Genomic DNA, 12,960 nt, shown 5'->3' on the forward strand with positions numbered 1-12,960 from the left:
TTAAAATACTTTGTAAAAACTTTTACCGTCAGTTGACATCACGAAATCCGCTTTAGTTAAAAGTCTAGTTAAGAACGCATTATTCTCATCTTCTAATTGATAGCTTCCTTGATACACGATTTCATCATCTTGACCTAGTACTATTATTATCTCTGCATTTTCACACTCTAGAATTCCTTCCTCTCTTAATTCTTTTTCAATTTGAATCATTTCGGAATCAATATCCAACAATTTTATCATTTCAGCATCAGAATAATGTGGATTTACAGTAGCTTCATTTGAAGCTGCAGATGCAGTAAAATTGATTGTAAAACTCATCATAAGAGATAAGGCAATCATTTTGGCGGTAGTCTTAATAGTTTGCATGTTTTTTAGATTTTTTGTTAAAATATTGTTTTGTTATTGTTTGTATAGCTAAGACGCTGCCAAAAATTGAATAGTTGCAGATATGCGTTTAAATGGCTTTAAAAGGGTTTTTTGAATTTATTAGATATCAAATGTGTTCATTTATGAACATATAAAATCCCAAGTGCGAACACCTATCCTACATATTGCTTTAGATTACTTATGACAGAACCATAGTAAGCGCTACCAAATAAATTCATGTGGATCAGTAAAGGATAAATATTATAAAGGGATATCCTATTTTGAAAGTCCGGCTCTAGGGGACAGTGATGATTGTAGGTTTCATAAAACTTAGTATCAAAGCCTCCAAACAGGTGAGTAAAAGCAATATCAGTTTCTCTAAAATTATAATGAATGGACGGGTCGATGAGGTAGGGTTTTTCATTCTCGCCTATCATAAAATTACCACTCCATAAATCTCCGTGGACTAAAGAAGGTTTTGCATCTGGTAATATTTCATTTAGCTTCTGAAACAATTGTTCAAACAGGCCGATATCAGCAGTTGATAAATAAGCATTTTTTTGAGCTAATTCAATCTGGGGAAGTAGTCTTTGATTTATAAAAAAATCAATGAAATTAGGAATATCTTCATTTGACTGGTGCAAATTTCCAATAAAGTTGCTTTGATGCCAGCCGAAATAATGAGCTGGCTGTTTGTGCATCAATGCTAATTGTTCGCCAAAATTCTCCCATGCGTTGGGAGTTTTTAAACCAGCTGAAATAAAAGGTAAAACTAAAACCTCATAATCATCAATTTTTTCAAATGTTATAATTTCTGGAGTTGCAATACAATCCAACTTGGCAATAGCTTTCAGTCCATCAAGTTCTTTTGCAATTATCCCTGGAACTTGATTATTGCACTTCACAAAAAAATCATCTCCTTCTACGGAATATCGAAAAGCTTCATTTATACTTCCTCCATCAACTGATTGAATATGGTAGATTTCCTTACCATGAAATGAGTTCAATTGATTTTCTATAGATTTTGGAAGCATTACATCAATCTTTTAGAGATAGAACTTATGGCTTAATTTACTTACAAAAGGGTAAAGAAGTCAAAAAAAATATGCGTAATTCACATTTCATAAAACTAATTTGCTTCAAAAGTTTTATAAGATAAAAATTCTAAAAATAAATAACATGAAAATATCCATGATAGCGGCAAAGGCAAATGATAATGCCATTGGAAAAGATAATGATATGATTTGGCATTTACCAGATGATTTAAAATATTTCAAAGACAAAACAAGAAACCGTCATATTCTGATGGGTAGAAAGAATTTCGATTCTTTAGGTGAAAAATACCAACCTTTGCCACAAAGAATCAACATTGTAATTACTAGAAATAAGGATTGGCAGCATGATGGCGTAAAAGTATTTCATGACGTTGAGGATGGAATCGCTTTCGCTAAAGAAAATAATGAAGAAGAATTGTTTATAATCGGTGGTGGCGAAATATACAAAGAAGGACTGAAATTTGCCGACCGGTTATATATCACAGAAGTTGATGCAGAATTCCCAGACGCAGAAGCCTACTTCCCTGAGTTTGATAAATCCGAATGGAAAGAGGTAAGCAGAGAACATCATTCAAAAGATGAAAGACATCAGCTAAACTTTGATTATGTAGTTTACGATAGGAAATCATGACTTTCCTTACACTAACTTTCTATTAGCAATTTTGCAATCGAATTACTTTTAATTATATTTATTAACATATGCATTGACATTATTGATGCGTACATAAATTAAATTTTAATTAAATGTCAAAAAAGTGGCCAATATCCTTAGAAGAATTCATGGAATTGAGTTTGGATATTATGTGCAAAATTGACAAAACTGGCAAATTCACTTCCATAAGCAAAGCTTCAAAAAAAATTTGGGGATATAATCCCGATGAATTAGAGCAAAAGCTTTTTCTGGATTTTGTTTCCCCGGAAGACTTAGAAGCCACTACAGATATTTACCAAAAAATACTGAAAGGGGACAATTTAACATCCTTTCAAAATCATTATCGACATAAAAAAGGCCACCTCATCCCTATGGTTTGGTCGGTAAAATATGATAAACAGCAAGAAATAATTTATTGCGTTGCTAAGGAAACAATACCACCAAAGGATTACGAAAAAGAAAAAATACTGAAAACTTCTCAAGCCATCATAAACGGTACCCAGAACCTAATCTGGAGTATTGATAGAAATTATATTTTGCTAGCCTGCAATGAGGCAATGAAAAAACGTTTTCTTCGTGATTTGAAGTTTGACCTGAAAGTGGGTCAAAATATGCTTGAAATTCCAATACTAACGGAAGAATACGTAAACAAATGGAAAAAGCTATACGACCAATGTTTGAAAGGTGAAAAAATCAATATCGAAATCTCCCCTTCTGGCAATAAAGTGCTAAAACCTGTCTGGATTCAAGCCAACCTCACCCCCATGTATGAAAATAATGAAATTGTAGGTTTGGTTTGTCATAGTTCTGATATCACAGATAAAAAAACTATTGAAAGCGAATTAAAGAAAAATAGTGAATTGGTAGAAAGCATTCTGGAACATATACCAATGGGCGTGGCTGTGAATGAGATTAGTTCTGGAAAGCAATTATTAATGAATAGTGAATTTAGCAAAGCCTATGGATGGCCTGAAAGCGACTTAAATGATGTTAAAACATTTTTCGAAAAAGTCTATCCTGACCCGACATATCGGAAAGAAATCCGGCAAATAGTAATGGCAGATATGGAAAGTGAAGATATGAGTAGAATGCAATGGAATGAGATTAGCATTACTACCAAAAAGGGCGATACTAAATTTATAGATGCTAAAAACATCCCTTTAATTGATTTAGATTTAATGATTTCAACTGTTTTAGATGTCACGGAAAAAGTAAAAAACAAAAAAGGAGTTGAAAGAGCTTTAGCAGAAAAGAAAAATATCTTGGAAAGTATTTCTGATGCTTTTTATGCTTTAGATGAACAGTTTAGGTTTACCTATGTGAATGAAAGTGCGCTCAAAACCATGGGGAAAACCCAAAAAAATTTGATAGGTAAATATTTGTTTTCTGAATTTCCTGAACTGGAAAAATCGGTTTTTAAAGACTATTTACTTGAAGTTCAACAAACAGGAAAACCAGCTCAATTCGAGTTTTATTATCAATACTTCGATTTATGGTTTGATGAAAATATTTATCCAAGTCAAGATGGGTTTTCCGTTTACTACAAAGATATTACGGATAGAAAAATCATCTCTCAGGCATTAGAGGAAGCTTATGAGAAAGAAAATGAAATTCTTGATAGCATATCAGATGCATTTTTAGCGGTGGATGAAGAAAATAATTTTACCTATTTGAATAAAAAAGCTGAAAATCTTTTAAACATAAAAAAAGAACATGCATTAGGTCAAAATATATGGGATATTTTCGATCATGCCATTGAAGATAATGTAAAGAAAAATTTAGCTGACGCTAAAAAGAATAAGACCTCTATCGTTTTTGACTATTTTAATGAACCCTTAAAAACTTGGTTTAATATTAGAAGTTATCCATCTAAAAATGGCCTATCCATCTATTTCAGAGATATCACCTTTGAAAAGCATCAGCAAAAAGAATTAGAAAAGCTTAATGCGGATTTGCAAGATTACACCAAAAAATTAGAAACAAGCAATAAGGAATTAGAGCAATTTGCTTATATCGCTTCTCACGATTTGCAGGAACCGCTTAGAATGGTATCGAGCTTTATGGCGATGTTGAAAAATAAATATGAAGTTGAATTAGATGAAAAAGCTCATTCTTATATCGACTTTGCTGTTGATGGCGCTCATCGAATGAGACAAATCATCATCGATTTATTAGAATTCTCAAGAGCTGGTAACCATCAGGAATCAATAGAAAAATTAAACTTAAATGTTGAGATTGATGAAGTCCTAAGCTTACTGCACTCTAGCATTAATAATAAAAATGTGAATCTAGAGATAGCCGAACTTCCTGATGTTTATTATTCTAAAACTGCAATAAGACAGCTTTTTAGAAATTTAATAGGGAATTCAATCAAGTATTCAAATAAAGATAATAACCCGATAATTGAAGTAAATTGGACAGAAAACAAAAGTGAGTTTCAGTTTGAAATAACTGACAATGGTATTGGAATAGATGAAATATACCACGAGAAAATATTTCAAATTTTCCAGAGGTTACATTCCAAATCAGAATATGAAGGCACTGGTTTAGGTTTAGCAATTTGCAAAAAGATAGTAGAAAGATACAGAGGTAACATTTGGGTAGAATCTCAATTAGGAAAGGGGAGCAGTTTTTTCTTTACTTTACCAAAGAATATAGATTATGCATAATAAACATATACCAGTAATAGGAATCGGTGCATCTGCAGGTGGGCTTGAACCCCTAGAACTATTCTTCAATAAAGTATCAAATGATTCTGGCTTTGCTTACATCATCATACAACATCTAGCTCCTGATTATAAAAGCTTAATGGATGAGTTATTGGCGCGCCATACTAGTTTGCCCATAAAAATCATTGAGGATGGCATAACGGTAGAAGCCAATACAATATACCTCAACCCACCAAAATATTTTGTGGAAATATCTTCTAATCACCTATACCTTAAAGAGAAGGCTGACAGAAAGTTGGCATACCCTATCACTTCCTTTATGCAGTCATTGGCAGAGGATAAAAAAGAGGAATCAGCTGGTATAATACTTTCAGGAACAGGTAGCGATGGTGCTGACGGAATAAAATTTATTAAAGAAAAAGGTGGAATAGTATTAGTACAAGATCCTGAAACTGCAAAGTTTGACGGCATGCCAAAAAATGCTATCCACACAGGTGCTGTAGATAAAATATGCCAAGTAGAAAAAATGCCTTTTGAATTAGGTTTATTTTTTAAAAGCCATGAAAAGCTTTTACAGATAGATTTCAAAAAGGAAGAAAATAGCCGTTTAATAAACCTAATATTAAAGGAAGTAAAGAAACAAACCAAAATAGATTTCACAGGGTATAAATACTCCACCATTTATCGAAGAACTGTGAAAAGGATGGGCTTGCAAGGCAATAAAGAATTAGAAGAATACTACCATTATGTATGTGATAATTCAGAAGAAAGTTACCTATTAGCAAAAGAACTTTTGGTTGGCGTCACTAGATTCTTTAGAGATCAAGAAACTTTTCATGTTATTAATGAAGAAGTAATTCCACAAATAATTGAGCAAGCTTCCGAAAGTAGAAACATTAGAATATGGGTACCTGCGTGTTCTAGTGGTGAAGAAGCCTATTCCATTGCCATTTTATTAAAAGATTACCTTAAAAAAAACAGTTTACAATATGATGTAAAGATTTTTGCAACTGATTTAGATGTTGATGCAATTAGAATGGCTGGAAATCAAATATTTCCAGAAAGTATATCAAATGAGGTTCACCCCTACTTATTAAATGCCTATTTCATTCCTACTAAAGGAGGATATAGAGTTGCTAAAGAAATAAGGGACATGATCACTTTTTCAGTTCATAACCTTATTCAAGATCCACCATTCAGTAAGATTGATTTCCTTAGTTGTAGAAATTTACTAATATACCTTAATCAGGATATTCAGAAAAACCTTTTTTCAGCTTTTCAATATGTTTTAAATCCTGGAGGTTTTTTATTGTTAGGATCGAGTGAAACCATAGGGGAATCAGAAGAGAATTTCAGTGAGTTTAATAGAAAACATAAAATTTACGTCAACAAAAAAAATTCGAAAGTACTACCTAATAGTCAAGTGTTTACAGACAGTAGTTTGTTAAAAAGTTCTTTCACTCCCCCTGACTCAACGAGTCAAATACGATTTAAAAATTCACCTAAAACAGAAAAAAGACATCTACAAAACATTCAGGAATTCCTTATTCAGCAGTATGTACCTGATGCTATTGTTTTCAATTCATCATTTGAACTAGTTCACACCACAGGGAAAACAAACAAATGGTTGAAATTACCATTAGGGGAATTCAGTTTAAATATTTTAAGGATGATTCCCGAACAGATAAGCCTGGTGTTTGAATTAACTGCCAATAAATTAATTCAAGAAAATGAGGAAGTCAGTCTTAAAAATGTTGAAATACAGGATGAAATGGCTGATGTTTTTAATTCAGACCTTATCAATATTCATTTCAAAAAATTAGAGAGACAGGGTGATTCTTTATACATCGCATTTTTCTTAAGCCCTGAAAACCAACAAACCTCCATAAAACCAGCAAAAGTTGATTTAGATTTAGCTTCAAAAGAACGCATTCAACTATTAGAAAATGAATTAAAACTTAATAAAGAAAATCTACAAGCCACTATTGAAGAATTAGAATCAAGCAATGAAGAATTACAATCCTCCAATGAGGAATTACAAACCTCCAATGAAGAATTAGAATCTATAAATGAAGAGTTATATTCAGTAAATGCAGAATTTCAGGAAAAAGTAGAGGAATTATCGGATACCAATAATGACCTAGACAACCTTATAAGAAGCACCAACATCCCGATTTTATTCCTAAATGAACAACTCAATATCAGAAGGTTTACACCGGCCATCACAGAAATCATGAGTATACTTCCGCAAGATATCGGAAGGCATATTAGTCACTTCAAATCAGAGATTCAGTTAGTAGAAATTGTAGATCGAATAAATCAAGTTCATAAAACTCAGCAAGCCATAGAAGCCAGTGTTGAAGATCAAAATGATCGGAAATTTATGATGAGAATATCACCGTTCAAAAGGAGTAAAGGTGAAACGAAAGGGATCGTTATTGCATTTATTGAAATCACAGCATATACAAAAGCAAATAATGACCTACAATCATCAAAACATGAACTGAAAAACATAAATTTAGAGCATGAAACGCAGTTAGAGTTATTGAAAATAATTACGAATAATTCTATTGAAATAATTAGTGTACATGACTTAATGGGAAATTTTGAATATGTTTCTCCATCTGCGAAAAAAATTATTGGTTATCAACCAGACGAATTAATTGAAAAACATCCTTTTGAATTTATACAAAACAAGAAATATCAAAAACTATGGACAAAATCAATTGAGAAAGTAAAAGCAGGAGACTCAATTGGGAAAATTCAGCTGGAAGCTTTCACGAAGAAAAATGAAAAAATATGGCTTGAAGTAAGATTAACTCCAATTTACAATAATACTGCTAAAATTGACCAAATCATTGCCAATACCACTGATATAACAAAAAGAATTCAGTTCGAATATGAGTTACATAAACTTTCTTTAATAGCACAACAAACCAGAAATTCAGTAATAATTACAGATATAGGTGGTCGAATTAATTATGTTAATGATTCCTTTTTAAAGCTGACAGGCTATAACGAGTCTGATATAATGGGAAGAAAACCAGGCGAGTTTTTGCAAGGTCCAGAAACCGATCAAAGGACGATAAAAATTATGTCGGAAGCTATTGCAGATCAAAGAGGGTTTGAAGTTGAGACCGTTAACTACAGCAAATCTGGCTATAAATACTGGACAAATATAGTTTGTGAACCTATGTTTGATCGAAATAATGAGATTATGGGTTTCTTCTCTATTCAGAATGAAATAAGTGCCAAAAAAGATTATGAAGAGCAAATTGAATCTTTAAATCAAATCCTTAAATCAAGAAATAATAAGCTTACAGGACTGAATAAATCATTAGAGGAGTTTGCTTATATCGCTTCGCATGATTTAAAAGAACCTGCAAGAAATATAAAAAGCATCTTAGAATTGATATTAAAGAAATCTGGAGACCAACTAGGTGAAAAGTTATCGAAATATATGGATATGGCGGTTTCCGCAGGAGATAAAATGAACCAGCTTATTAATTCATTACTGGAGTTTTCAAGATCAGGAGTGCTTAATGAAGATTTAAAAACAATTACTGTTAAAGATGCATTCGAAGAATTGAAGTTTTCATTAAATCCTTTGATAAAAGAACATCATGCACAAATTAAATTAGTAGATAATATTGAGGAATTTCATGCATATCCTATACTATTTGGAAGATTACTTCAAAATCTTGTACAAAATGCCATAAAATATCGTTCTGACAATAAGCCCATTATCACCATTAAAGCAGATGAAAATGATTTATTTTATGTGTTTTCTGTAGCCGATAATGGTATAGGTATTTCTGAAAAGGATTTTGATAGAATTTTCAAAGTCTTTCAAAAGCTGCATAATACTGATTCGGAAAGCCACGGAATAGGATTAGCCGTTTGCAAAAAAATAGTAGAAACGCATTTTGGTGAAATTACCATTGAAAGCCAGGAAGGACTTGGCTCTACTTTTCACTTTAGTATCAGTAAACAACTGTAGTAAATCTATTTTTAAAAGGAACTTCTAACTAATTGATACTGGTTTAGGGTACTATTTAAAGCAAATAACCAAATTATATTTTTTGTAATAATCCCCATTTTTTATGATAATAAAGGAAAATAAAGGACTGAAGATATTATTAGTAGAAGATAATCCTGGCGATCAGGTATTAGTCTCTGATTATCTTTATGCTGAATTTTCAAAACTAAATCTTGATATTGCCAGTAATTTCAAGGAAGCTAAGACTCACTTAACCAATAATAAACAAACATACAAGATTATTTTATTGGATTTGAGTTTACCAGATATTGACCAAAGTAACTTAATAAAAGAAATTGTGGTCTGTGCTCCAAATACACCGGTTATTATACTTACGGGTCAAGATGATATTCATACAGCTATTCAAGCCCTTACGCTAGGCTGTACCGATTATTTATTGAAAAATGAAATTAGCAGTAAAGGACTTCGAAAAAGCATTACTTACGCTTTTGAACGCAAGCATATTGATAAGCAGCTTGAATTATCGGTTAAAAGATACCAGCAACTTTTTCAATTAAATCCACAGCCTATTTGCGTCATCAATAGCAGCACAGGAGAATTCTTAGAAGTTAATAATGCAGCTCTTAAAAAATATGGGTTTACTAAAAATGAATTTTTAAAAATGAGAATTCACCATATTGATTTGAATTATGCAAAAGAGAAATTCAACCAGCACATATCAGAAGAAGAAATTTTAAAAAATGAAAACCTACATGAGCATATTTTAAAAACTGGAAAAAAAATAAAGGTTAAGCTATACGGGAATGAAATTGATTATCAAGGAATAGAAGCTACTTTATTAATGGCACTTGATATGAGCGAAACACAATCATACATTAGTCAAATCGAATTTCAAAATCAACAGCTGAAAGACATCGCATGGGAACAATCACATTTGGTTCGTGCACCCTTAACTCGAATGATGGCCATTATCAATAGATTAGAAAAAAAGCATTTCGAAGATATGAATGAAGTAGATAATGAATGTTCCTATTTACTGAAAAATGTTTTGAGTTCAGCACATGAAATTGATTCTGTAATCCGCAGTATTGTGGATAAAACGAGTAACAGAAATAAATAAATCCACTTATAAAAATTCTTTACTATCCCATCATTACTTTTAGTAGTATTGCGAGCGATGAAAACACCAATTCAACTTTCGGGTCTACTATTTTTTCTTTTAGGAGTGCTTCTCTTCAAAAGCCCAAAATCAAGCACAGCAAACGCAGTATACGCTTCAAAAAACAAAAGAGAATATTGTATTAGATGGAGAATTAAATGAGTTGATTTGGAAGAATTCAGAGGTCGCAACCGATTTCTTTATGACCATTCCAAATGACGACCGCCCAGCGCCTATGGATTCAGAAGTCCGGATGACTTACGATGAACAAAATTTCTACTTTGCCATTACCTGCTTCGATGGGAAAGATGGTTATGTAGTACAATCCTTACGGAGAGATTGGGAAGGATCTCTTAATGAAAATTTCTCCATCTTTATTGACCCTTATAATGATTTTACCAATGGATTTTCCTTTGGAATTACGCCTTTTGGAGTGCAAAGAGAAGCCACAATAGATGAAGGTTCAAATACCAATTCCGATTGGGATAACAAATGGTATTCGAATGTAAAGGTCTACGATGACAGATGGGTAGCGGAAATCGCCATACCATTTAAATCCATTCGCTACAGCAATGAAAATAGAGTTTGGAATATACAATTCACCAGAAATCACTTAAAAAGAAATGAGCAAAGCAGCTGGATTGCAGTTCCGCAGCAATATAACGCCAATGCTTTAACGTTTTCAGGGCAAGTTAAATGGCCAGAAAATCCACCAGAAGCAGGTACTAATATTTCATTTATTCCGTATGTATTAGGTGATTATAGCAGAAATTATGAGGAACCGCTACTAGATGACGGCTTGGGAGCAAATACTGGATTTGACGCAAAAATCGGTCTTTCTCCCTCTCTGAATTTAGATTTAACGGTAAATCCTGACTTCTCACAAGTAGAAGTAGATCGACAGGTCATTAACTTAAGTCGGTTTGAAGTTCAGTTTCCTGAGCGTAGACAATTTTTCCTGGAAAATGCTGACCTCTTCAGCAAATTTGGTCTACCACAATCTCGTGCTTTTTTCTCTCGAAGAATCGGAATCACTACAGATACTTTAGGTCGTTCGGAACAAGTACCGATTTTAGGAGGCGCCAGAATGAGTGGAAAATTGAATGAAAAATTAAGGATAGGCGTATTGAATATGTTGACTGATAAAAGGGATGATCTTAACCTGCCGTACCAGAACTATACTGTTATAGCACTCCAACAGAATATTTTAAAACGCTCAAATGTTGCTTTCGTATTTGCAAACAAAGAAAATTTAGGAGTAGAAAAAGGCAAAGATATCAGCGAATACAATCCTCAAGTAGCCAGAAGAGAGATTCAAGGAAATGACACCACCACGAGCTATAAACTTTATAATAGAGTGTTAGGTGCAGAATTTAATCTTTTTACAGAAGATACGCGCTGGGCAGGTGATTTTTATTACCAGCGCTCTTTTGATAACTGGAATAAAGAAGGAACTTATAACCACGGAGCTTATGTCCGTTATCAAAGAAGAAATTATGCCGTCCGTTGGGTTCATACTTCTATAGGAGACGGGTTCAATGCTGAGATGGGTTTCGTACCTAGAGTTGGCTATAATCAAGGATCTTTGAGTCCTTCCCTCACTTTTTATCCAGAAAATGATAAAGTCATTAATCACAGTCTAAGTATGGAAATTTCATACACCACCAATACCGATTTCAGTAGAATAACTGACCGATCTTTGGGCTTGTCTCATGATGTCAATTTCACCAATACTTCTTCCGCTTCAATAGGTTTTAGCAGAAATTATGAATACATGTTCTTCGATTTTAGTCCTATTGCACCCTTTAATGAGAATTTATTAGAAAGTGGTACAGAATATGAATGGAATGTGGTTCAAGCAGATTATACTTCCGATAGGCGTTCTGTTGTTAACTATGATGTAAGTACGAGTTACGGTGGATTTTATAATGGTACACGGTTCAATTTAAACGGTAATATTGGGTATAGATTTCAGCCATATGGTTCTTTCGCAGTCCGATATGATTACAATTCAATTCAGCTGGCGGAAGGCTTCGGAGAAGCTAATTTTTACCTCATCGGCCCAAGATTAGATTTAACGATGACGGATGCCATATTTTTCACTGGTTTCGCACAATACAATAACCGATTTGATAATGTCAATTATAATTTGCGTTTCCAATGGCGATTTGCACCTGCCTCGGATATATTTTTAGTTTATACCGAAAATTTTGCGCCCAACGGACCCGTTGATTTCATTCCAGGGGATAATACCAAAAATAGAGCATTAGTCTTAAAACTTACTTATTGGTTAAATTTGTAAGTAGGAAATGATACCAATACCAGAGAATTAAAACCAATGAATATACTAGAACTTAATCAAAACATAGCCATCTGCCACATTCTTGGTAATTGTGGTTAAAGCAGAAGTCGCCACTTTTGTTTTCTCCCATAATTCGTTCCTTCCCAAATCCATCATGTATAGAGATTGACCACAAATTATAATTTCTGCACCAGCTTCATCTAAAGCTTCTAAAAGCGGAATGTTTGGATTCTTCGGGATTCTATATTTCTCAAAATAATTACCATGTGAAAGTAGATCAAAAACAGCAGGTCCGTGCACCACGACTTTTACATCCAAATCAGCAGGTGAAACTCCTTCAATACCATGCAAATTCATTAGTCGGGCAATGTTATTTACCCAAAAAGAATATTCTTCAGGCATTTCATTACCAGATACCAGTTCGACTATAACTTTTACTTTAGAACCTTCCTCTAATTCTTCCACTAAATTTTCCATTTTGTAGATGCCGCCAAAACCCTTCACAATAGGATATTGAGCTTCTTGGCCCTTAGCAGAAAAATTAATTAAAATAATTATGACAAAAATTGACCAGATATTTTTCATATGATGATTTTTTAAGTTTCGTCCTTGAAATTACATTATTATTCGGATTTTAACTTATCAAACGGCATTTAAAGGATAGTTTTCAGGTTGGAAGTTACATTTTATCACATTTAGCTTAATTAATTGCTTAGATAATAGTTAATTTGCAACTTTTTAAAATGAACTTCATAAT

Annotated in this window: 8 protein-coding genes; 5 read left to right on the forward strand and 3 right to left on the reverse strand. The window is 33.0% G+C overall.

The genetic code is table 11. The annotated features are described in order from the left end of the window. On the reverse strand, positions 1-366 hold the full coding sequence (locus tag VFM92_RS00345) for a hypothetical protein (RefSeq protein WP_325120198.1): 366 nt from the start codon (positions 364-366) through the stop codon (positions 1-3). Positions 367-539: 173 nt separating this feature from the next. Continuing rightward, on the reverse strand, positions 540-1,400 hold the full coding sequence (locus VFM92_RS00350) for a fructosamine kinase family protein (RefSeq protein ID WP_325120199.1): 861 nt from the start codon (positions 1,398-1,400) through the stop codon (positions 540-542). A 145-nt stretch (positions 1,401-1,545) separates the two neighbouring features. On the opposite strand from VFM92_RS00350, the gene VFM92_RS00355 reads away from it, so the two are divergent. The 5 genes from VFM92_RS00355 (at position 1,546) to VFM92_RS00375 (ending at position 12,203) form a co-directional block, all read left to right on the forward strand. Next, complete coding sequence (locus VFM92_RS00355) at positions 1,546-2,052, forward strand: dihydrofolate reductase (protein WP_325120200.1); 507 nt, start codon at positions 1,546-1,548, stop codon at positions 2,050-2,052. Positions 2,053-2,165: 113 nt separating this feature from the next. Further along, complete coding sequence (locus VFM92_RS00360; RefSeq protein ID WP_325120201.1) at positions 2,166-4,742, forward strand: PAS domain S-box protein; 2,577 nt, start codon at positions 2,166-2,168, stop codon at positions 4,740-4,742. Beyond that, on the forward strand, positions 4,735-8,742 hold the full coding sequence (locus VFM92_RS00365) for a CheR family methyltransferase (RefSeq protein WP_325120202.1): 4,008 nt from the start codon (positions 4,735-4,737) through the stop codon (positions 8,740-8,742). The genes VFM92_RS00360 and VFM92_RS00365 overlap by 8 nt, the downstream gene beginning before the upstream one ends. Before the next feature lie 103 nt (positions 8,743-8,845). Further along, complete coding sequence (locus tag VFM92_RS00370; RefSeq protein ID WP_325120203.1) at positions 8,846-9,862, forward strand: response regulator; 1,017 nt, start codon at positions 8,846-8,848, stop codon at positions 9,860-9,862. Positions 9,863-10,037: 175 nt separating this feature from the next. Further along, on the forward strand, positions 10,038-12,203 hold the full coding sequence (locus VFM92_RS00375) for a DUF5916 domain-containing protein (RefSeq protein ID WP_325120223.1): 2,166 nt from the start codon (positions 10,038-10,040) through the stop codon (positions 12,201-12,203). Between the two features lie 45 nt (positions 12,204-12,248). Here the strand turns inward: VFM92_RS00375 and VFM92_RS00380 are convergent, their stop codons facing one another. Next, complete coding sequence (locus VFM92_RS00380; RefSeq protein WP_325120204.1) at positions 12,249-12,788, reverse strand: DsrE family protein; 540 nt, start codon at positions 12,786-12,788, stop codon at positions 12,249-12,251. Between the last annotated feature and the right edge of the window lie 172 nt (positions 12,789-12,960).

It is taken from the genome of Marivirga sp. (genome assembly GCF_035704835.1).
In the GTDB taxonomy this organism is placed as follows: Bacteria; Bacteroidota; Bacteroidia; order Cytophagales; family Cyclobacteriaceae; genus Marivirga.

Coding starts and splice junctions, on each gene's coding strand:
- VFM92_RS00360 (WP_325120201.1), top strand. CDS start 2,166: ATGTCAAAAAAGTGGCCAATATCCTTAGAAGAATTCATGGAATTGAGT.
- VFM92_RS00370 (WP_325120203.1), top strand. CDS start 8,846: ATGATAATAAAGGAAAATAAAGGACTGAAGATATTATTAGTAGAAGAT.
- VFM92_RS00345 (WP_325120198.1), bottom strand. CDS start 366: ATGCAAACTATTAAGACTACCGCCAAAATGATTGCCTTATCTCTTATG.
- VFM92_RS00365 (WP_325120202.1), top strand. CDS start 4,735: ATGCATAATAAACATATACCAGTAATAGGAATCGGTGCATCTGCAGGT.
- VFM92_RS00350 (WP_325120199.1), bottom strand. CDS start 1,400: ATGCTTCCAAAATCTATAGAAAATCAATTGAACTCATTTCATGGTAAG.
- VFM92_RS00355 (WP_325120200.1), top strand. CDS start 1,546: ATGAAAATATCCATGATAGCGGCAAAGGCAAATGATAATGCCATTGGA.
- VFM92_RS00380 (WP_325120204.1), bottom strand. CDS start 12,788: ATGAAAAATATCTGGTCAATTTTTGTCATAATTATTTTAATTAATTTT.